The sequence below is a fragment of the Streptomyces sp. NBC_01571 genome, assembly GCF_026339875.1.
GTDB lineage: Bacteria > Actinomycetota > Actinomycetes > Streptomycetales > Streptomycetaceae > Streptomyces.
Genome location: NZ_JAPEPZ010000001.1, coordinates 7,781,806 through 7,803,169 on the forward strand (window position 1 = coordinate 7,781,806; position 21,364 = coordinate 7,803,169).

Genomic DNA, 21,364 nt, shown 5'->3' on the forward strand with positions numbered 1-21,364 from the left:
GGGAGCGCCGGCGTCGATCGACGGCGTGCGACGCATCCGACGGCATCCGGAAACCGGCAACCGGCAACCGGAAACCGGCAACCGGCAACCGGTGGACGCGGGGAGCGGCCGTGGCCCCGCGTCCGCGGGCCGTCTCAGGCGGTGGCGGCGGGCGGGGACAACTGCCGGGCCAGCCAGGTCGGTACACCCCCGAGGAGCCGGAACAGCCGTCCCGCCTCCGCCCGCAGCCGGGAGGCCTCCGGCTCGGTCTCGGCGTCGGCGAGGGACGCCAGCGCCGGCGCCGTGCCCACCAGATAGCCCAACTCCTCGCGAATCCGGAGGGATTCCCCGAACCCGTGCCGGGCCTCCGCCAACTCGCCGTCCCGCAGGGCGAGTCCGGCCAGGTGCCGCCAGGTGAAGGACAGCAGCAGCGGGTCGCCCTGGGCGGACGCGCCCGCGTGGGCCCGGCGGTAGGCGGCACGGGCGGCCTGCGGGGACTGCGCGAGGTTCTCGGCGAGCAGCCCGCGCCGGAAGTCCAGTAGCGCGCGCCCCGGCGCCCCGGGTGCGATCAGGGCGGCGGCCCGGCCGAGTGCGGCCCGCGCCTCGTCCGCGCGGTCACGTACCCCGAGCAGGGTGGCCGCGTAGGCGAGTTGTCCGCGCTCACAGGCCGCGGCGCCCCGCTCGTCGTCGCTGCGGGCCACCGCCTCCGCCGTGCGGAGCGCGTCCTCGGCCTCCGCCCAGCCCTGCTCGGTGTACAGACACCGCTCGACGAGGAGCGATGCTCTCTGCAGCGACGCCTGTGCCGTCCGGGGCTGGATCAGCGCGGCCGCGTCGGCCCAGCAGGCGCGCGAGCGCAGCCGCCATACCGCGGTCTGGAGTGGATCGTCCCCTGCGTTCGTTCCGGAACCAGACATGGCGGTATGCGCCACGTTGCCCTCCCCGAGCACGCCATTGAGCTGTTGAGTGGTGGCATCTCAGCACGGATCAAGGCACCCGGCCAAGGGGCTGGGTGAAGGATTTCACAAAGTCGTGCGACAGGGGCGCCACTTGGCGACACGCCCCTCACCGCCCCGTGACCTCAACTCATGCGCAGGGCCAGGAAGAAGTCGAGCTTGTCCTCCAGGCGGGAAAGGTCCCGGCTCGTCAACTGCTCGATACGCCCCACCCGGTAGCGCAGTGTGTTGACGTGCAGGTGGAGACGGGCGGCGCAGCGCGTCCAGGAGCCGTCGCAGTCGAGGAAGGCCTCCAGGGTGGGGATCAGTTCGGCGCGGTGGCGGCGGTCGTAGTCGCGCAGCGGGTCCAGCAGCCGCGCGGTGAAGGCCCGGCGCACGTCGTCCGGCACGAAGGGCAGCAGCAGGACGTGGGAGGCCAGTTCCTGGTGTCCGGCCGCGCAGACCCGGCCGGGGCGTGCGGCGGCGACGCGGCGCGCGTGCCGGGCCTCCTCCAGGGCGCCGCGCAGTCCCTCGGCCGAGTGCACCGCCGCGCTGACGCCGAGGGTGAGCCGTCCGTCGTCGTTCAGGCCCGCCGTCAGCGGATCGCGGACGGCGGCCAGGAGCGCGTCCGCGATCAGCCCGGTCTCCGAGCCGTCGTGCTCCGAGGAGACCGCCGGAAGGGGGACGAGCGCGATCGCCTCGCCGTCCGTGTGGGCGACGGCGATGCGGTCCGCGTGCTCGGGGCCGGCCGTCAGCGGGTCGACGAGCATCTCCTCCAGGAGCGACTGCGCGACCGGCCCGCCGTCCATCTCGCCGCCGTCCCACTCGACGCGGGCCACCACCACCTGCCAGTGCGGGGCCGCCCCGAGTCCGGGCAGCAGCACCGGGGCGGCGACCCGCAGCCGGGCCGCGATCTCGGCGGGCGCGGCCCCCGACTGCACCAGTTCGAGGACCTCCTGCGCGAGGCGCCGCCGCACCGTGCGTGCCGCGTCCCGGCGGTCCCGTTCGACGGCGATCAGCTGGGTGACGCCCTGGAGCAGGTCGAGCCGTTCCGCGGGCCAGTCCCCGGCGTCCGCCTCGACCACGAGCAGCCAGTCGGAGAGCACCGTCTCGCGCACGTCGCGCCCCGCGCCCGTGGAACGCCCGGACGACCGGACCGCGAAGAGGGAGTACGCCGTCGTGTCCACCACGACCCGGTGCGGCCCGCGCCGTCCGGTGCGCACGGCCGCGAGGTGCTCGGCGGCCAGCCGGGCGCACACGTCGGCGGGCAGCGCGGCCCCCGCGAGCTTCGAGCCCGCGACGGGGCGCCCGGTGGGCGAGAGCACCCAGGCCCGCAGGTCCAGGTCGGAGCCGAGCAGGTCGAGGACCACGTCCGGGCCGCCGCCCGCCGGCCCGGACGTCATCATCCGCCGGTGCCGGTCCACCACGGCCGCCAGGTCCCCGGCGCGCTCGCCCGAGACCTGCCGTACGACGTGTTCGGTGATCGTCGCGAAGGCCACCGACTCGTTCACGGCGAACAGGGGCATCCGGTGCCGGGCGCAGGCCAGGACCAGGTCCTCGGGGACGTCACCGAGTTCCGCCTCGCCCGCGGCGAGGGCCGCGACCCCGGCGCCCGCGAGGATGCGTACGAAGGGCTCGGAGTCCGCGGCGCCGTGCCGCCAGGCGAGACCGGTGAGGACCAGTTCGCCGCCGGAGAGATAGCGGCTGGGGTCCGTGAGGTCGGTGGTCATCACACCGCGTACGGTGCGGTCGAGCTCGCCCTCGCCGCCGAGCAGCCGCAGGCCCAGCGCGTCGGTGTCCAGCAGTGCGCGCAGCCGCATTCTCGTCGCCGCCGTTCTTGTCTCGAAAACTACGATGGATCTGAAGGTGGGCCCCGGACGGACGCGCCCGTGAGCCGTATTCCCAGGTCCCGGCATGTTCTGGGTGTTTCACTGGGAAACCGGAGAGGTTACTGACCCCTCCCGTTCATATGAATCTACAAGATGAGTGCCCTGGCCAGCCAACTCCTTCATGGTTTCGGTGACTGACCCCGGTGGAGGACAGCGCTGTGTACTGGCCTCGATCCGCGTGAACAACTCATGAACGAGCCGGGGCCGCCGCACACGATCTGGCTTGATCGATACGACCTTCGACGAAGAAGAAGAGAGCCACTCATGGACTTCCTTCGCCCCGCCGGCTGGGAGGAGGCGCTCGCCGCGAAGGCCGAGCACCCCACCGCTGTGCCGATTGCGGGAGGCACCGATGTGATGGTCGAGATCAACTTCGACCACCGCCGGCCCGAGTACCTCCTCGACCTGAACCGCATCGGTGAGCTGAGCGAATGGGAGGTCGGTGAGGAGAGCGTGCGCCTGGGCGCCTCCGTCCCGTACACCCAGATCATGGAGAACCTGCGCGGCGAGCTGCCCGGCCTGGCCCTGGCCTCCCACACCGTGGCCTCCCCGCAGATCCGCAACCGCGGCGGCGTCGGCGGAAACCTCGGCACCGCGTCCCCGGCCGGTGACGCCCACCCGGCCCTGCTCGCCGCGGGCGCCGAGGTCGAGGCCGAGTCGGTACGCGGCACCCGGATGATCCCGATCGACGCGTTCTACACCGGGGTGAAGCGCAACGCGCTCGCCCCCGACGAGCTGATCAGGGCCGTCCACGTCAAGAAGGCCGACGGCCCGCAGCAGTACTCCAAGGTCGGCACCCGCAACGCGATGGTGATCGCGGTGTGCGCCTTCGGTCTGGCCCTGCACCCCGCGACCCGCACGGTGCGCACCGGCATCGGCTCCGCCGCGCCGACCCCGGTCCGCGCCAAGACCGCCGAGGAGTTCCTGAACGCGGCGCTCGACGAGGGCGGCTTCTGGGACAACGGCAGGATCATCACCCCGTCGGTCGCCAAGCAGTTCGCGGACCTGTGCTCCGCCGCCTGCAACCCGATCGACGACGTCCGGGGCACGGCGAGCTACCGCCGCCACGCGGTCGGCGTGATGGCCCGCCGCACCCTGACCTGGACCTGGGAGTCGTACCGCGGCACCGCCGCCACGGAGGGAGTCGCGTAATGCGCGTCAATTTCACGGTCAACGGCCGTCCGCAGGAAGCCGACGACGTGTGGGAGGGCGAGTCCCTGCTGTACGTACTGCGGGAGCGACTGGGCCTGCCCGGCTCCAAGAACGCCTGCGAGCAGGGCGAGTGCGGTTCCTGCACCGTCCGCCTGGACGGCGTGCCGGTGTGTTCGTGCCTGGTGGCGGCCGGTCAGGCCGAGGGCCGCGAGGTCGTCACCGTCGAGGGGCTCGCGCAGTACGCCCAGCAGCGTTCCTGCGGGACGGGCTCGTGCGGGACGTCGCTGGACGAGGCCAGGCGCTGGGGCGCCAAGGGTCATGACTCGCAGACCGGCGAGGGCACCGAACTCTCCCCGATCCAGCAGGCGTTCATCGACGCCGGCGCCGTCCAGTGCGGGTTCTGCACCCCGGGCCTGCTGGTCGCCGCCGACGAGATGCTGGAGCACAACCCGACTCCGACCGACGCGGACATCCGCGAGGCGCTCTCCGGCAACCTCTGCCGCTGCACCGGTTACGAGAAGATCATGGACGCGGTCCGCCTCGCGGCCGCCCGGCAGTCCGAGGCGGTCTGACCATGGGAACCACCGGCACACCCACCAAGATCACCCAGGGCACCGAGTCCAAAGGCGGCATCGGCGAGTCCACGCTCCGCCCGGACGGCATCCTCAAGGTCACCGGCGAGTTCGCGTACTCGTCCGACATGTGGCACGAGGACATGCTGTGGGGCCAGATCCTGCGCTCCCCGGTCGCCCACGCCGAGATCGTGTCGATCGACACCTCCGAGGCCCTCGCGCAGCCCGGCGTCTACGCGGTCCTGACGTACGACGACCTGCCCACCGAGGTGAAGACGTACGGCCTGGAGATCCAGGACACCCCGGTCCTCGCGCACGGCAAGGTCCGCCACCACGGCGAGCCGGTCGCGATCGTCGCCGCCGACCACCCGGAGACCGCGCGCCGCGCCGCCGCCAAGATCAAGGTGGAGTACAGGGAGCTGCCGGTCATCACGGACGAGGCGTCCGCGACCGCGCCCGGCGCGATCCTCGTCCACGAGAGCCGCGACGACCACCACATCGGGCACGTCCCGCACCCGAACATCGTGCACCGGCAGCCGATCGTCCGAGGCGACGCCGAAGCGGCCGCGAAGAAGGCCGACTTCGTCGTCAGGGGCGAGTACACCTTCGGCATGCAGGACCAGGCCTTCCTCGGCCCCGAGTCCGGCCTCGCGGTACCCGCCGAGGACGGCGGCGTCGAGCTGTACATCGCCACCCAGTGGCTGCACTCGGACCTCAAGCAGATCGCCCCCGTCCTCGGCCTGCCCGAGGACAAGGTCCGGATGACGCTCTCCGGCGTCGGCGGCGCCTTCGGCGGCCGCGAGGACCTGTCCATGCAGATCCACGCCTGCCTGCTGGCCCTGCGCACCGGCAAGCCCGTGAAGATCGTCTACAACCGCTTCGAGTCCTTCTTCGGACACGTCCACCGCCACCCCGCGAAGCTGTACTACGAGCACGGGGCGACCAAGGACGGCAAGCTCACGCACATGAAGGCCCGTATCGTGCTGGACGGCGGCGCGTACGCGTCCGCCTCCCCGGCGGTCGTCGGCAACGCCTCCTCACTGGGCGTCGGCCCGTACGTCGTCGAGGACGTCGACATCGAGGCCATCGCGCTCTACACCAACAACCCGCCCTGCGGAGCGATGCGCGGCTTCGGCGCGGTCCAGGCGTGCTTCGCGTACGAGGCCCAGATGGACAAGCTCGCGGACGCGGTCGGCATGGACCGGGTCGCCTTCCGGCAGCTCAACGCGATGGAGCAGGGCACCCTGCTGCCGACCGGACAGCCCGTCGACTCGCCGGCCCCGGTCGCCGAACTGCTGCGCCGCGTCAAGGCGATGCCGCTGCCGCCGGAGCGCCAGTGGGAGAGCTCCGAGGGGGCCGACGTTCGGCAGTTGCCGGGTGGCCTGTCCAACACCACGCACGGCGAGGGTGTCGTGCGCGGTGTCGGCTACGCCGTCGGCATCAAGAACGTCGGCTTCTCCGAGGGCTTCGACGACTACTCGACCGCCAGGGTCCGCATGGAGGTGGTGGGCGGCGAGCCGGTCGCGACCGTGCACACCGCGATGGCGGAGGTCGGCCAGGGCGGCGTCACCGTCCACGCGCAGATCGCCCGCACCGAGCTCGGCGTCGCGCAGGTGACCATCCACCCCGCCGACACCCAGGTGGGCAGCGCCGGTTCGACGTCCGCGTCGCGTCAGACGTACGTCACCGGCGGCGCCGTCAGGAACTCCTGCGAGCTGGTGCGCGAGAAGGTCCTGGAGAGGGGCCGCCGCAAGTTCGGCACGTACCACCCGGCGTGGGCGACGGCGGAACTGCTGCTGGAGGGCGGCAAGGTCGTCACCGACGCGGGCGAGGTGCTCGCCGATCTGGCGGACGTGCTGGAGGACGAGGCCGTCGAGATCGAGGCCGAGTGGCGGCACCGTCCGACGGAACCCTTCGACCTGCGCACCGGACAGGGCTTCGGCCATGTCCAGTACTCGTTCGCCGCGCACCGCGCCGTCGTCGAGGTCGACACCGAACTCGGCCTGGTCAAGGTCATCGAACTGGCCTGCGCCCAGGACGTCGGCAAGGCGCTCAACCCGCTGTCGGTGGTCGGCCAGATCCAGGGCGGCACCACCCAGGGCCTCGGCATCGCGGTCATGGAGGAGATCATCGTCGACCCCGTCACCGCGAAGGTGCGCAACCCCTCCTTCACGGACTACCTGATCCCCACGATCCTCGACACGCCGACCATCCCGGTCGACGTGCTCGAACTCGCCGACGACCACGCCCCGTACGGGCTCCGTGGCGTCGGCGAGGCCCCCACCCTGTCGTCGACCCCGGCCGTCCTCGCGGCGATCCGGAACGCGACGGGGCTGGAGCTCAACCGGACGCCGGTACGGCCCGAGCATCTCACCGGCAAGTAACCCCCAGGGGCCGGGCGGGACTTGCTCCCCCTGTAACCCCTTCGTTCGTCTCGGGCCGTCCCCCGGGTCGTGCACCTTCCCAAATCCCGCAGCCGCAACGGCGGTTGACCTCTGCTGCCACCGGCGGCCGACGCGGGTGCCCCTGTGAACCTTGGGAGTTGGCACCATGACCCACCAGTCAGTGGAGCCCAGGACCGTCGCCGACGACGCGGGTGCGGGTACCCGCGTCCCGGCCGGACGGTCCTGGCTGGACCGCTACTTTCACATCAGCCGGCGGGGATCGACCGTCGCGCGCGAGGTGCGCGGCGGCGTCACCACCTTCATGGCGATGGCGTACATCCTCCTCCTCAACCCCCTGATCCTGTCCGGCAAGGACGCGGCGGGGAACACGCTCGGCCAGCAGGCACTGATCACCGCGACCGCGTTCGCCGCGGCCTTCAGCACCCTCCTGATGGGCTTCGTCGGCAAGGTGCCGCTCGCCCTCGCCGCCGGACTCTCCGTCTCCGGAGTGCTCTCCTCCCAGGTCGCCCCGCAGATGACCTGGCCGCAGGCCATGGGTATGTGCGTGATGTACGGCGCGGTCATCATGCTGCTCGTCGTCACCGGCCTGCGCGAGATGATCATGAACGCGATACCGCTCGCGCTGAAGCACGCGATCACCATGGGCATCGGCCTGTTCGTCGCGCTGATCGGCTTCTACAAGGCCGGCTTCGTGCACCAGGGCAAGGCCACCCCGGTCACCCTCGGTGCGACCGGGGAACTCGCAGGCTGGCCGGTGCTGCTCTTCGCGGCGACCCTGCTCGCCATCTTCATGCTCCAGGCGCGCGGCGTCCCCGGTGCCATCCTCATCGGCATCGTCGGCGGCACCGTACTGGCCGTGGTCCTCGACACCCTCGGCGTCATCGCTCCCGGGCAGTGGGCGAGCGGCGCCCCCGAACTGCACGGCAGCGCCGTCTCGATGCCGGACTTCTCGCTCTTCGGCAAGGTCGAGTTCGGCGGCTGGGGCGACGTGGGCGCGATGACGGTCGGCATGATCGTCTTCACTCTCGTCCTCGCCGGGTTCTTCGACGCCATGGCCACCATCATCGGGGTCGGCACGGAGGCCGGACTGGCCGACGCGAAGGGCCGGATGCCGGGCCTGTCCAAGGCGCTGTTCATCGACGGCGCGGGCGGAGCGGTCGGCGGCGTCGCCGGCGCCTCCGGCCAGACGGTGTTCGTCGAGTCCGCGACGGGGGTCGGCGAGGGCGCGCGCACCGGCCTCTCCTCCGTCGTCACCGGCCTGTTCTTCGCCGCCTGCCTCTTCTTCACCCCGCTGACGGCGATCGTCCCCGGCGAGGTCGCGGCGGCGGCGCTGGTCGTCATCGGCGCCATGATGATGATGAACGCCCGGCACGTCGACTGGGCCGACCGCGCCACGGCGATCCCGGTCTTCCTCACCGTCGTGATCATGCCGTTCACGTACTCCATCACCGCGGGCGTCGCGGCCGGAGTCCTCTCGTACGTCGCCATCAAGATCGCCCAGGGCAAGGCCCGGGAGATCGGGGCATTCATGTGGGGCCTGACGGTGATCTTCCTCGTCTTCTACGCCCTCCACCCCATCGAGAGCTGGATGGGCGTCCACTAGGTCGTGTTGCGAAAGTCCCGCCTGCCTCGCGGCGTCTGGCACGCCCTCTCGCCGCACCGGGCGAAAACCCGGGTACGTCCAGTACGCGGGCTTCCGCCCGGCACGCCGAGAGCACGCACCAGACGCCGCGAGGCCCGCCCTCCGGGCGGACGACGGGACTTTCGCAACACGCCCTAGCCCTCCCCGCAACCGCTGCCGAAGGAGACCGAGACATGCTGGACATCGCCGAGGAGCTGCACCGGTGGGTCGGGCAGGGACGCGACTTCGCCGTCGCCACCGTGGTGGCCGTCGGCGGCAGCGCACCCCGCCGGCCCGGCGCCGCGCTCGCCGTCGACACCGACGGCACGGCGGTCGGGTCGGTGTCCGGCGGCTGCGTGGAGGGCGCGGTCTACGAACTGTGCCGGCAGGCGCTCGAGGACGGCGAGACCGTCCTGGAGCGCTTCGGCTACAGCGACGAGGACGCCTTCGCCGTCGGTCTGACGTGCGGCGGCGTGATCGACATCCTCGTCACCCCGGTACGGGCGGGCGGCCGGGCCCGGGAGGTGGTGACAGCCGCCCTGGACGCCGCCGTGAAGGGAGAGGCCGCGGCCCTCGCGCGGATCGTGAGCGGCCCCGCGGAACTGCTGGGGCGCGCGCTGCTCGTCCGCCCCGACGGCTCGTACGAGGGCGGCCTCGGCGCCCACCCGGAACTCGACCGGACCGTGGTCGGCGAGGCGGGCGCCCTCCTGGACGCGGGCCGCACCGGGACCCTGGAGATCGGTGAGCAGGGCTCTCGTTGCGGAGCACCGCTCACGGTTCTGGTGGAGTCCTCGGTGCCGCCGCCCCGGATGATCGTCTTCGGCGCGATCGACTTCGCGTCGGCGCTGGTCCGCATCGGCAAGTTCCTCGGCTACCACGTGACGGTCTGCGACGCCCGCCCGGTCTTCGCGACCGCCGGCCGCTTCCCGGACGCCGACGAGATCGTCGTGGAGTGGCCCCACCGATACCTGGAGCGCGCCCAGGTCGACGCACGGACCGTCCTGTGCGTCCTCACCCACGACGCCAAGTTCGACGTGCCCCTGCTCCTGCTCGCGCTGCGCCTGCCGGTCGCGTACGTCGGCGCGATGGGATCCCGGCGGACGCACCTGGACCGCAACGAGCGGCTGCGCGAGGTCGGCGTCACGGAGCTGGAGCTCGCCCGCCTCCGGTCGCCCATCGGCCTCGACCTGGGCGCCCGCACCCCCGAGGAGACGGCTCTGTCCATCGCCTCGGAGATCGTGGCCGGCAGGCGCGGCGGCAGCGGCGTCTCCCTCACCGGGGCGCACACGCCGATCCACCACGACGCGACGCCCGTTCCGGGCCGCCGGGTCGGGTCGGTCGCCTGACGGGGCCGGTGACCCGGGCGGTCACGGCGAGGGCGGCTCCGGGGGCCGGCGCGGGACGGGCTCGCGCAGCAGCCCGTCCACCGCCCGCCCGAACATCCACCGACCCGCCCATGCCAGCGGGCGGTCGCAGATCCCGGGCAGCCCCCGCACGCGCAGATCCTCCCGCCACAGCACCCGTGAACCCCCGCCGGCCGCCGGACGCACCTCGATCTCGGCCCACCCCGTGACGAACGTGCCGTGCTTGACCAGCCGGCACCGCCCCGCGTCAAGTCCCCGGGGCGGCTGCCACGTCACCACCTCCATCGGGTCGTCGAACGCCACCGGCCCCACCCCCGACCGGGCGACGAACACCGTGCCCTCGCGCGTCGGCGGCGGGGTGACCACGCCGACCCGGGTCAGCGGCACGACCTCCGCGTGGCGGGGCCACTCGGTGAGGCGGCGCCAGGTCTCGGCGGGGGGAGCCGGGGACACGCGTTCCAGCAGGAAGAGGACCACGGGGCGATCGTAGGCGGCCGCACGCCGGGCGCATTCCCGCGCAGCAGGACGAAAGCGGACGCCGTGGTCCTACCATTCCCTCACGCACGGCCAACCGCAGTGTCTCCAGGGGGAGTTGACCGACATGCCAGTGAAGGCCTACGGCGTACTGATCACCCGGGCGGTCGACGCCCGGCGCGAGGGCTCCACCGACACCCCGCACTACCAGGTCCACCTGACGGACGACCGGGGAACGCACTACCGGGCAGCGGTCAACGTGCGGTCCCAGGAGGAGCCCTCCGAGCTGCTGTACCTGGTCGCCGACGACCTCCGGCATCCGGTCACGGGGGGCCTGGAGGGCCTGGCGTCCGGCTGGAACAGCCTGCCGCCGGGGCCGGGCGGCCCGAACCTGGACTTCGTGCGCGGCAACCTCTTCGACCCGGCGGCGATGCGTTCGCTGCCCCCGGACGCGCAGGGCCCCGACAACGACCTGGCCGACCTGCTCGACCACTACGTCCGGCGCGCGGTGGCCGATCCGGGGGCCCGGATGTACGTGTTCGGCGAGCGCTTCGGGCCCGAGCCCGCCGTCCGCGACAAGGTGTTCGGCTTCCTGCCCGGAAACGGCGTCCACGACATCCATATGAACCAGGGCAACAGCGCGCGCTTCCAGGGCGACGACGGCGTCCGGCAGGACGGCGGGCTGCTCCTCCACTTCCCGGCACAGTCCCGGTGGGTCGGTATCTTCCTCGCCTTCCAGAGCCAGTCCTGGCACACCGACGACATCACCGGGCACACCCTCCCCGTGGACGGCTCCCGTCCCGATCCGGACGCCGGGCCGGTGCGCATCCTGGCGGCCCTGGTCGACCCGAGGGGGCCGGCCCCCGAGTCCGAGACGGTCACACTTCTCAACGCCTCGCCCGATCCGCTCGACCTCACCGGCTGGCGCCTGACCGACCGGCTCGGCCACGGCTGCGCGGTGCCGTCCGGCCCGCTGGCCCCCGGCGCGTGTCTGGTGGTTCCGCTCACGGACGGCGTCCAGCTGGGCAACCAGGGCGGCGTGATCACCCTGCTCGACGCGCACGGCCTCAAGGTCCACGGTGTCTCGTACACGGCCCGGCAGGCCGGGCGCGAGGGGTGGACCGTCGTCTTCTGACGGCCCCTCCCGTCCCGTTCCGTACGGCCCCGAACCGTAGCTCCGTCAGGGTCGGTAGACCGTGCCGGGCTTCGGCTTCCCGGGCGCCAGCAGCTGGGGCACGGTCACGAACACGTACCCCCGCTCCTTGAGCGCGTCGATGATCCCGGGCACCGCGGGCACGGTGCCCGGGTAGAGGTCGTGCAGCAGGATGATGCCGTCCCGGGTCGACTGCTTGAGGACACGCTGCTGTATCACCTTGGGGTCGAACGTCTTGTAGTCCTTGGCGGTCACGCTCCACAGCACCTCCGAGAGACCCATCTCCCGGCAGATCTTCTGCACGGTGTCGTCGGTCCGTCCCTGCGGCGGCCGCATGAGCGTGGGCCGGCGCCCGGTGAGCTTCTCTATCGCGTCGTTGGGCCGTCGCAGCTCCGCGCGTATCTCGTCGGGTTTGATCCGCGTAAGGATCTTGTGGTCCCAGGTGTGGCTGGCGACCTCGTGCCCCTCGGCGGCCATCCGCCGGACCAGCTCCGGATACTTCTCGATGTGCCGTTTGCCGAGCAGGAAGAAGGTGGCCGGGACCTTCTTCTCCTTGAGGATGTCCAGCAGCCGGGCCGAGTGCTCGCTCGGCCCGGCGTCGAAGGTCAGCGCGATGCACTTGGCCTCACGGCAGTCCACGGTCCCGAACCGGCCGGCCGCCTTGCCGTCGGACACGGTCTGCGCGCGGGCGGCCGCCGGTGCGGTGGCGCGGACGGTGGTGCACCCCGCCAGCGGCACGGCGAGCGCGGCGGCCGTCACGAGGGCGGCCGCGGAACGGAACCCGAGGCCCGATCTCTTCGTCTTCCTGGTCAGAAAAGGCATGCCGTGACTGTACATATGGTGTATACGCGTGATGCATAGAGGGTGGGGGTGCTCATCACGGGGCACTCGCCGCCGGTATGCCGGCCTACGTACCGGCTGACGCCGCGCCGACCGGACCGGCCGGCGGGCGCGCCGGGGGCTCGGCCGCCAGCAGCTGCGTGGCTGCCAGTTCGCGGTAGAGCGCGTCGTCGTCGAGCAGGGAGTCGTGGCTGCCCACGGCGCGGACCTCGCCGTGTTCCAGGACCACGATCTGGTCGGCGTCGGTGACCGTGGAGAGCCGGTGGGCGATCAGCAGCACCGTGCACCGGCCCGCCGCGCGCGCCACGAGCTCGCCCAGGGCCTGTTCGTTGCGGGCGTCGAGCTGGGCCGTCGCCTCGTCGAGCAGCAGCACCTGAGGGCGCCGCAGCAGGGCACGGGCGATGGCGAGGCGCTGGCGCTCACCGCCCGACAGGGTCACGCCGCGCGGGCCTACGGGCGTCTCCACCCCCTGCGGCAGGCGCGCGACCAGAGCGTCCAGACGGGTCAGGGCCAGCACCTCCGCCAGCTGCCGCGGGGTCGCCGAGGGTGCCGCGTACACCAGGTTCTCGCGGAGCGTGCCGGCCATCACGGGGGAGTCCTGCTCGACGTACGCGATCCGGCGCCGCACCTCGGCGCGCGGCAGCGTGGAGATGTCCTCGCCGCCGATCCTGATGGTGCCCGCGGTCGGTTCGTAGAACCGCTGGAGGAGCGAGAAGAGAGTGGTCTTGCCGGCCCCCGAGAGACCGACGAGCGCGGTCCGGGTGCCGCCGGCGACGGTGAAGCCGACACCGCGCAGGGCGGGCGCCCGGCCCGGGTAGGCGAACTCGACCCCGCTCAGCTCGACGGCGGGCGCGACGGCGTGCTCCGGGCCGGAGGCGGGCGGCGCCTCGATGTCGTCCTCGGCCGGCAGCCCGTACGCCTCCTGGATCCTGCCCACCGCGCCCAGTCCCTGCTGGAGTTGGGCGGCCCCGCCGACCAGTTGCGAGACCGGGCTCGCCAGGAAGAACACGTACAGGAGGAAGGCGATCAGTTCGGAGACCGACATCGAGCCGTTCGCGACGAAGGTGCCGCCCACGCCCAGGACGACCAGGAACGCGGTCTGGATGGCGGCGCCGCCCACCATGGCGACGAGGGCGCCGTAGCGGGCGCCGGCCAGCCCTGCCGCGTACGCCTCCTCGACCGCGTCCTCGGCGGCGCGCGTCTCGCGGCCCTCGGCGCCGTTCGCCTTGACCGTGCGGGCCGCGCCGAGAGTGCGGTCGAGGACGGCGCCGACCGCGCCGACGGACGCCTGGGAGCGGGCCACGGCGGCCCTGATCCGGGGCAGTACGCCGGTGATCACGACCGCGACCAGGGTCAGTACCAGCAGGGTCACGCCGAGCAGGCGCACGTCGAGCGTCGCCATCATGAACAGCGCACCGGCGAAGGTCAGTACGCCGTTGACCGTCATGATCAGGCCCTCGGTGGCGGCACTCTTGAGCAGGGTGCTGTCGGAGGTGACGCGGGCGATGAGGTCGCCCGGGGCCCGCCGGTCCAGCTCGGAGACCCGCAGCCGGATCAGCCGGTGCACGAGACCGCGCCGCACCTGCCGTACCACCCGCTCCGAAGTGCGTTGCTGGAGCCAGGCGTTGAGGCCGGTGAGCAGGGCGCCCGCGACCAGCAGCGCGGCGAGCAGCGCGACCGGCGCGGCGACGCTGCCGCCGTCGTCCAGCCGGTCCAGGATCGCCTGCGCGAACTTCGGCTGCGCCAGCCCCGACACCCCGGCCAGCAGCGTGAGGAACAGGGAGAACAGCAGCACCCGCCAGTGCGGTCTCGCGTAGCCGACGAGGGTGGACAGCGAGCCCGGGGGAGTGGCGGGCAGGTTCTCGACGGTCACGGGACGCGCACCTCGCCGTCGGTGCTTCGGGTGTTTCCGGTGGACTCGCTGGACCCGGCGGACTCGGTGGTTCCGGGCGGTCCGTCAGGTCTGATGATCCCCGTGATCCCGGTGGCCCCCGTGGCCCTCGTAGCTCGGGTGGCCCCGGCCGCCACTGCCTCGAGGCGGTCCGCGGCGGACGCGCTGCCGCCCGCCGCCCGGAACGACTCCCCGACGGCCGCGGCCGCTTTGCGGTGGCCCCCCGCCGGATCGAGCACGGCGTCGACGGCGGCGCCGATCCTCGCCGCGTCGGCGCGCCCGAACCGCAGCCGCACCCCGGCGCCCGCGTCCACGACCTGGCCGGCCACGATCGGCTGGTCGTCCCGGATCGGCGCCACGACCAGCGGGACACTGTGCCACAGCGCCTCGCACACGGTGTTGTGCCCGGCGTGACAGACGACCGCGTCGACCCGTTCCAGCAGGGCGAGTTGAGGAACGTGCGGGCGTACGAGGAGGTGGTCGGGGAGCCGGCCCCCGACGAGCCCGCCGGGATCGACGAGGACGGCCCGCACCCGGTCGCCCATGGCGCCCAGCGCCTCGGCGGCCGCGTTCAGGAAGCGGGCGCCGGCGTCGTTGTTGGCGGTGCCGAGACTGACCAGGACGGTGGGCGGGCCCGAGCCGTCCAGCCACTCCCAGGGGAAGTCGTCGTCGCCGCCGGCCGGACGGGCGGCGACGGAAGGGCCCACCAGCCAGACCCGGTCGGGGAGTTCGACCGGACCGAGCAGCGCGCGGGTGGTGTACGCGAGCACGCCGTGCGGCGAGAACCTCGGATCCGCCCCGCCCGCCGCGCCGCCGACCCTGCCGCGCAGCCCCGCGAGCAACTCGTCGAGCCAGGCGGCCACCTTGGGCATGGCGGCCAGCGGGTCGACCAGTTCGGCGGAGGTGGTGGCCGACGTCACCCAGGTCCGCCCGAGCGACTCGGCGACCAGCGCGCCCGCCACCGCCTGCTGGTCGCAGACGACGACGTCCGGGTCGTACGTCCGGATCGCCGTACGCACCCCGGGGGCCATGGCCTCGGCCAGCGGGACGAGGAAGCTCTCCCAGAGGAAGCGGAAGGCGGCCGGTCCCTTCAGGTCGGCGGGCCGGGGCGGCAGGTCGCCGGGGAGCGCGCACGGGTGGACGACGGCGTCGGCGCCCGCGAGGCTCCGGACCAGCTCCGGACGGCCCGCCCAGGCGATGTCGTGGCCGCGGGCCGCGAGCGCGGCCGCGGTGCCCACGGCCGGGTTCACGTGCCCGACCAGCGGCGGCACCACGAACAGGAACCTGCCCATCTAGCGGGCCTCCCGCAGCGTGTGCGCCTCCTGGCGCAGCAGCCAGTCACGGACGAGGACGTACGTCTCCTCGGTGGCCTCCACCAGCACCGAGTGGCCGCGGCCGGGCAGGACGACCGTACGGCAGTCGGCGAGCGAGGCCTCCAGCATCCCGGTCTGCGCACTGAGCCTGGACGCACCGCCGAAGACGGCGAGGACCGGACAGCGGATCGCGGACAGGTTCTCGTCGAGGAGCCCGCTGAGCGGGATCTCCCGGGCGAGCGCCGTCTCGTCGAGCACCTTGCCCGCGGCCCGGAACGGCCGGGCGTTGCGCTCGCCCGGGTTCTCCCGCAGCCACTCGGTGACCTCCTGGACGACCTGGCCGCCCTGTTCCCCGACGAGACCCTCGTACATGTTCTCCGCCCAGGCGCGGGCCGGTGGTTCGGCCTCGATCGCGACGACTCCGGCGACCCGGCCGGGGTGCGCGGCGGCCATGGCGTAGGCGACCGCGCCGCCGAAGGAGTTGCCGACCAGCCGCACCGGGCCCTCGACCGCCAGCGTGTCGAGCAGTTCGTCGAGGTCGCGGACGAAGTCCTCCATCCGGTAGCCGGTCGGCGGCCGGGACGTCCTGCCGTGCCCGCGCAGGTCGTACATGACGACGTCCATGCCCTCCTCGGCGAGCCGCGGCGCGAGGCTGAAGTAGTAGCTGGCCAGGCTGTCGATGAGCAGGCCGTGGATGAGCACCACGACCGGACGCGGGACGTCGGGGTCGTGCCCCAGCCGCTGGACGTGGACGTCGATGCCGTTCACCCGGAGCGTGGTCACGGTCGGCGCACCTCCGCGACGGCGAGCGTGTCCACCACATGGCCGACGAGATCGCCGACGGTCAGCTCGATGATCTCCTCCAGCCCGCGGTCGGCGATGAACGCGGCGAAGTTGACGCGCTCGCCGTAGAACTCGCGCAGCTGGGCGGAGAGGGTGACGAGGTCGATGCTCTCCAGCTCCAGGTCGTCGTGGAAGGACGTCTCCATGGTGATCTCGAAGTCGTCGAGCCCGTACTCCTCCAGCACGACGCGCAGGATGGCCGAGATGTCCGCGAGGACGGTCGCCGCGTCCGGCGCCGGACTCCGTGCCGGCCGCGTGTCCGGGCGGGAGCCTTCGAGTTCAGTGGTCATCTTCGCTCTCCTGATCGTTGACGGCCGTCCAGGCCACGACGTACTCCGTGCCGGGCCCTGTGGACGGCTGGGGGGCGGTCAGCGCGCAGTGCCGCACGCGGTGGTCCTCGCCCGCGGTGCGGACGGTCAGGCGGGTGTCGTCCGCCGCGGTGACCTCGAACCGTTTGGGCTCGCCGCCCAGTCCGGTGCCGCGTGCCTTCGCGACGGCCTCCTTGGCGGCCCAGAAGCGGGTGAACCAGAGCCGCTCGGCACCGGCTTCGGCGCCGGGCTCGTGCCTGGTCCCGGACTTCTGGACGAGTGCCCCGAGCAGTTCGCGCTCGCGGGTGGTGAGGGCGACGGCGAGGGTGGCGTCGGGACGGTCGGTGACTTCCTCGATGTCGATCCCGCAGGGCCCGTCGGTCCTGGCCATCGCCACGGCGGTCGTCCCCCGGTGCGCGATCGAGACGTGCAGCGCGGGCAGTGCTCTGCCGTAGCCGCCGGTCACGTGGGGCCGGCCGGTCGGCTCGTTGCCCACCCGAATCTCGGCGGGGTAGACGGGGCCGGTGCCACGGCCCCACAGCAGGTGGCGCACCGCGTCCTTGACGGCGATCCGGCCGAGCAGCCACTGCCGCCGGCCACGAGGTGCGTGCGCCGCGTACTGCTCGCGCTCCTCGCCCGCCAGGATGTTCCGCATGATCAGCTCGCGGGTGGCCAGATCGGGCCACTCCTCGTGGAGCAGGGCCCAGCCGCCGGGCCGCATCCGCGACAGCGTGTTCCGCTCGGGCTCCCGGTCGACCGCGCGGATCCACGGGTTGCTGTCGAACCGGCGGTCCTGCCAGCCGCTGAACTCGGCCCACACCCTGCCCCGGTGGACCAGTTGCATGTCGGCTTCGAGGGCGCTGTCGGTGACGGACGTGATCCGGATCAGACACTCCAGCCGCTCGCCCGGCGCGGGATGCGGGCCGTGGAAGCGGATCTCCCTCATCCCCACCGGGAACACCGTGGTGCGCACCGGCAGCCGGGACATGATCCAGAAGCCGAGGAGCTGTCCCACGTTGTCCAGCAGGGCACCGGGCGCCGGCGGTGTGACGAGCACTCCGCGTACGTGCCGGTCGCCGACCGCGGTCAGTTCGCTCAGGCCCTGGAAGAGGGGACCGTGGAACATCCAGCGGCGCGTGTAGAGCTCGGCGGCGGTGAGTTCGGGCCGCTCCTCCTCGGCCGCCGGAAAGGTCCAGGGCCGCACGGGCGCGAACCGCCTGTATTCCGGGGAGAGTTCGACGCCGGCCTGGGCGTAGGTGCCGAGCGAGGCGGCCACCCGGTCCGGGCCCTCGGGCACGATCCGTACGGGGATGTCGACGGCCGGGATCGCCGTGACCCACTGGTGCAGCCGTACGTCGTGGACGGCGACGGCGCGGCGGCCCGGGGCGGCCCGTTCGGCGTGCTCCATCAGATGGGCGATCACGGTGGTGCCGGGGACCACCGGCCATCTGTCGGCCGGGTCGGCCTGTGCGGGCTGTCTGAAGAAGCAGTGGTCGAGGAGGTACGGCATGGTGTCGACGGAGACGCGCAGGGTCGCTTCGAGCGGCCGGGGCCCCGGGGGCGGGGTGGTCGTACGAGGGACGGGTGCGCCGGTGTCCCGGGCGGCCGGCGGGGACCCGCGGCGTGCCGTGCGGCCCGCCGTCACCACGTCCGAGGCGAACGCCGTCGTGTCCCGCAGCAGCGCGGACAACTCGGCGCCGAGCAGACCCTGTTCGTCCAGGACGCCCAGTTCCCCGGGCACCGCGGCCGGGATGCGGTGCCGGGTCAGCGCGGCGGCCACCTGGTCACGGGTCGCCGGGTCCAGGGAGACGTTCGCACCGCCGAGGTCCAGCCGGACCGGACGGGCCGCCCGGCGAACGGAGCGGGCCGTTGCGGGGGCGGTCCCTGGCGGGCCGCCGAGCAGCGGGGCGAGGTCCGGCGACGCACCTTCCGCCCACAACGCGCTCGCCACCCGGTGCAGTTGGGGAAGACCCGAGCGGTGCGGGGAGTGCGCGGTGACCACCAGGTGGTCACGGCCGTGCAGGGTGTCTCCGATGAGGGAGCCGAGCTGTCCGGCGCCGAGCTGGACGAAGGCGCGGAAGCCCGCCGCGTACATCGTGTCCACCAACGGCCGGAAGCGGACCGGTTCCAGCAGATGGCGGACGAACAGCTCGCGTACCGCGTCCGGTTCGTCCGGGTACGGGGCGACGGTCGTCGCCGACCACAGCGGCAGCGCGGCCGGGCGCAGGGTGTAGGCCTCGGACGCCTTCCTGATCGGGTCGAGGTAGGGCTCCAGCATCGGGGTGTGGAAACCGGAACGGAACGGCAGGATCTGCGAGACCAACGCCCGGGAGCGGAACACGCCGACGAGTGCGGCGACGGCGGGCTCCGGGCCGCAGATCATCGATTGGTTGGGGGCGTTGTCGTGCGAGAGGACCACGTCCGTACGGCCGGCCAGCTCCGCCAGCACCTGGCCGGCGGGGGCGCCGATCGCGGCGAACGCCAGCCCGGGCACGCGCAGCGCGTCCGGGTCGAAGTCGGCGAGGAAGGCGTCGACCTCGTCGGGCGGATGGATCCCGGCGACGGCCATCGCGGTCCACTCGCCCAGGCTGTGCCCGGCGAGGGCGTCCGGTACCACGCCGAGCCGGCGCAGCGCCGCGTCCAGGAGCCGCCCGAGCTCGAAGACACCGGTGCCCTGCCGGCCCACGTGCCCCACGGTGGCGTCGGTCACGGCCGTGGACCAGGGCAGCCCGAAGTGGGCGGCGATGTCGCCGGAGTTGGGCGCGAACTCGGCCTCCAGGCCGGGGAAGACGAACGCGAGCCGGCCGCCGCCCGGGCCCAGCAGCGGCCGTGGCACGAACCACACGTCGTTGCGTCCGCGCCACCCCTTGCCCTTGGCGACCGCCTTGCGGGCCAGGGCCAGTCGTTTCGCGGTGGGCCCGACCACGGCGAGCCGTACCGGATCGGCGGCGGGCGCGGTGGTCCGTTCGTCGAGACCCGTGGCGAGCAGCGCCGAGTCGGAACGGTCGAGCAGCGCGGCCATCGCGGCGGGTGTCGGCGCGGTCAGCCGCAGCACCCGCTCCGGCTCGCGCACCTCGTACGCCGTGGCCGCTTTTCGGACCGCCGCCTGTTCGAGCACCACGTGCGCGTTGATGCCGCCGAAGCCGAAGGCGTTGACGGCGGCCCGGCGCACCGGCTGCCGGTCGTCGGTGTGCCAGGGGCGGGCGGCGCCGATGGGGGCGAACCGGGTGCGGGCCAGGGCCGGATGCGGTTCGTCGCAGTGCAGGGTCGGCGGCAGCACTCCGTGGTGGACGGCGAGTGCGGCCTTGATCAGCCCGGCGATCCCCGCGGCGGGCATGGTGTGCCCGATCATCGACTTCACCGACCCGATGACGGCGCGCGGGCCGCTGGGCGGACCGTGGGGCGTACCGCCGGCCGGGCCATCGTGCGTACCGCCGGGGGACCCCGTGGGAGGTGGCCCCTCGGCGGCCGGTCCGGGACCGGGCCCCCTACCGGCTGCTCCCGGGCCGCCCCGCTCGCCCGGTGGCGGTCCGAACACCTCCGCGAGGGTGGTGAGTTCGGCCCCGTCGCCGGCCGGGGTGGCGGTGCCGTGCGCCTCCAGGAGCCCGATCGAGCCGGGTGCCGCCGGGTCGAGCCCGGCGGCCTCCCAGGCCTGGCGGACCGCGCGGACCTGGCCGCCCGAGTCGGGCGCCATCAGACTGGTGGTCCGTCCGTCGGAGGCCACACCGGTGCCGGTGATCACCGCGTAGACCCGGTCGCCGTCACGCTCGGCGTCGGCGAGCCGCTTGAGGACGACCACCCCGGTGCCCTCTCCGATCAGCACCCCGTCCGCGTCCTTGTGGAAGGGCCGGATGCGCTCGCTCGGGGAGAGCGCGCCGAGCTGGCTGAACACGCTCCAGAAGGTGATGTCGTGGCAGTGGTGCACCCCGCCGGCCAGCATCACGTCGCAGCGCCCGCTGCCGAGTTCGCGCACCGCGTGGTCGACGGCGATGAGCGAGGAGGCGCAGGCCGCGTCCACGGTGTAGGCGGGGCCGCGCAGGTCGAGCCGGCCCGCCAGCCTGGACGCGGCGAGGTTGGGCACAAGACCGATCGACGACTCCGGTGCCTCCGGACCGAGCCGGTCGGTGAACGCCTGCCGCACCGACTCCAGTTGGGCGGCGTCGAGATCGGGCAGCAGCTCGCCGAGGGTCCGTACCAGCTGGCTCGCGGTCCGTACCCGCTGGTCGAGCCGGACCAGGCCGGGGGTGAGGTAGCCGCCGCGGCCGAGCACCACGCCGACCCGGTGCCGGTCGGCGGGCAGCCGGTCCGCGCCGCCCGCGTCGGCGAGCGCCTGCGCGGCCACCCGCAGCGCGATGAGCTGGTCGGGCTCGGTGGCGGGCACCGCGGCCGGCATGATCCCGAACTCGGTGACGTCCAGCTCGGCCAGTTCGTCCACGAAGCCGCCGCGCCGGCAGTAGACCCGGTCCGCGCGGGGCTCCGCGCCGGGCGCGTAGTAGTCGTCGGCGTCCCAGCGGCTCTGCGGCACGTCGGTGATCGCGTCGACGCCGGAGACCAGGTTGCGCCAGTACGCGGCGAGGTCCGGGGCGCCGGGGAAGAGCACCGCCATGCCGACGATGGCGACGGGTTCG

At 73.2% G+C, this 21,364-nt stretch carries 15 protein-coding genes; 6 read left to right on the forward strand and 9 right to left on the reverse strand.

Translation table 11 applies throughout. The features are described from left to right. Positions 1-134: 134 nt before the first annotated feature. Together OHB41_RS35040 and OHB41_RS35045 are read right to left on the reverse strand one after the other, a co-directional pair. On the reverse strand, positions 135-908 hold the full coding sequence (locus OHB41_RS35040) for a hypothetical protein (RefSeq protein ID WP_266702717.1): 774 nt from the start codon (positions 906-908) through the stop codon (positions 135-137). Positions 909-1,057: 149 nt separating this feature from the next. Beyond that, the gene (locus OHB41_RS35045; RefSeq protein WP_266702719.1) at positions 1,058-2,731 is read right to left on the reverse strand and encodes a helix-turn-helix domain-containing protein; all 1,674 of its coding nucleotides are present in this window, start codon (positions 2,729-2,731) and stop codon (positions 1,058-1,060) included. Between the two features lie 333 nt (positions 2,732-3,064). Here OHB41_RS35045 and OHB41_RS35050 point away from each other — a divergent pair, with 333 nt between their 5' ends. From OHB41_RS35050 to OHB41_RS35070, 5 genes are all read left to right on the forward strand, one after another. Beyond that, positions 3,065-3,952 carry an FAD binding domain-containing protein gene (locus OHB41_RS35050; protein WP_266702721.1) on the forward strand — a complete coding sequence of 296 codons (888 nt, stop codon included), beginning with the start codon at positions 3,065-3,067 and terminating at the stop codon, positions 3,950-3,952. Continuing rightward, positions 3,952-4,524, forward strand: coding sequence for a (2Fe-2S)-binding protein (locus tag OHB41_RS35055; RefSeq protein WP_266702723.1), 573 nt, complete (start codon positions 3,952-3,954; stop codon positions 4,522-4,524). Before OHB41_RS35050 ends, OHB41_RS35055 begins: the two co-directional genes overlap by 1 nt. 2 nt (positions 4,525-4,526) lie before the next feature. Continuing rightward, positions 4,527-6,908, forward strand: coding sequence for a xanthine dehydrogenase family protein molybdopterin-binding subunit (locus OHB41_RS35060; RefSeq protein ID WP_266702725.1), 2,382 nt, complete (start codon positions 4,527-4,529; stop codon positions 6,906-6,908). Between the two features lie 166 nt (positions 6,909-7,074). After that, on the forward strand, positions 7,075-8,532 hold the full coding sequence (locus OHB41_RS35065; RefSeq protein ID WP_266702727.1) for an NCS2 family permease: 1,458 nt from the start codon (positions 7,075-7,077) through the stop codon (positions 8,530-8,532). 212 nt (positions 8,533-8,744) lie between these two features. Next, on the forward strand, positions 8,745-9,896 hold the full coding sequence (locus OHB41_RS35070) for an XdhC family protein (RefSeq protein ID WP_266702729.1): 1,152 nt from the start codon (positions 8,745-8,747) through the stop codon (positions 9,894-9,896). A 21-nt stretch (positions 9,897-9,917) separates the two neighbouring features. On the opposite strand, the gene OHB41_RS35075 is transcribed toward OHB41_RS35070, so the two are convergent. Beyond that, a complete protein-coding gene (locus tag OHB41_RS35075; RefSeq protein ID WP_266702731.1) occupies positions 9,918-10,391 on the reverse strand; it encodes an SRPBCC family protein in 474 nt (157 codons plus the stop codon). 124 nt (positions 10,392-10,515) lie between these two features. On the opposite strand from OHB41_RS35075, the gene OHB41_RS35080 reads away from it, so the two are divergent. Continuing rightward, positions 10,516-11,523, forward strand: coding sequence for a DUF2278 family protein (locus tag OHB41_RS35080; protein ID WP_266702733.1), 1,008 nt, complete (start codon positions 10,516-10,518; stop codon positions 11,521-11,523). 45 nt (positions 11,524-11,568) lie between these two features. Here the strand turns inward: OHB41_RS35080 and OHB41_RS35085 are convergent, their stop codons facing one another. From OHB41_RS35085 to OHB41_RS35110, 6 genes are all read right to left on the reverse strand, one after another. Beyond that, positions 11,569-12,363: a polysaccharide deacetylase family protein gene (locus tag OHB41_RS35085; protein ID WP_266702735.1), complete on the reverse strand. Its 795-nt coding sequence runs from the start codon at positions 12,361-12,363 to the stop codon at positions 11,569-11,571. 85 nt (positions 12,364-12,448) lie between these two features. Further along, complete coding sequence (locus OHB41_RS35090) at positions 12,449-14,254, reverse strand: ABC transporter ATP-binding protein (protein WP_266702743.1); 1,806 nt, start codon at positions 14,252-14,254, stop codon at positions 12,449-12,451. Further along, complete coding sequence (locus OHB41_RS35095) at positions 14,251-15,564, reverse strand: glycosyltransferase (RefSeq protein ID WP_266702745.1); 1,314 nt, start codon at positions 15,562-15,564, stop codon at positions 14,251-14,253. Before OHB41_RS35095 ends, OHB41_RS35090 begins: the two co-directional genes overlap by 4 nt. Continuing rightward, on the reverse strand, positions 15,565-16,368 hold the full coding sequence (locus OHB41_RS35100) for an alpha/beta fold hydrolase (protein ID WP_266702747.1): 804 nt from the start codon (positions 16,366-16,368) through the stop codon (positions 15,565-15,567). Beyond that, the gene (locus tag OHB41_RS35105; RefSeq protein ID WP_266702749.1) at positions 16,365-16,718 is read right to left on the reverse strand and encodes an acyl carrier protein; all 354 of its coding nucleotides are present in this window, start codon (positions 16,716-16,718) and stop codon (positions 16,365-16,367) included. The genes OHB41_RS35100 and OHB41_RS35105 overlap by 4 nt, the downstream gene beginning before the upstream one ends. Next, on the reverse strand, positions 16,708-21,342 hold the full coding sequence (locus OHB41_RS35110; protein WP_526025075.1) for a beta-ketoacyl synthase N-terminal-like domain-containing protein: 4,635 nt from the start codon (positions 21,340-21,342) through the stop codon (positions 16,708-16,710). The genes OHB41_RS35105 and OHB41_RS35110 overlap by 11 nt, the downstream gene beginning before the upstream one ends. Positions 21,343-21,364: the final 22 nt, after the last annotated feature.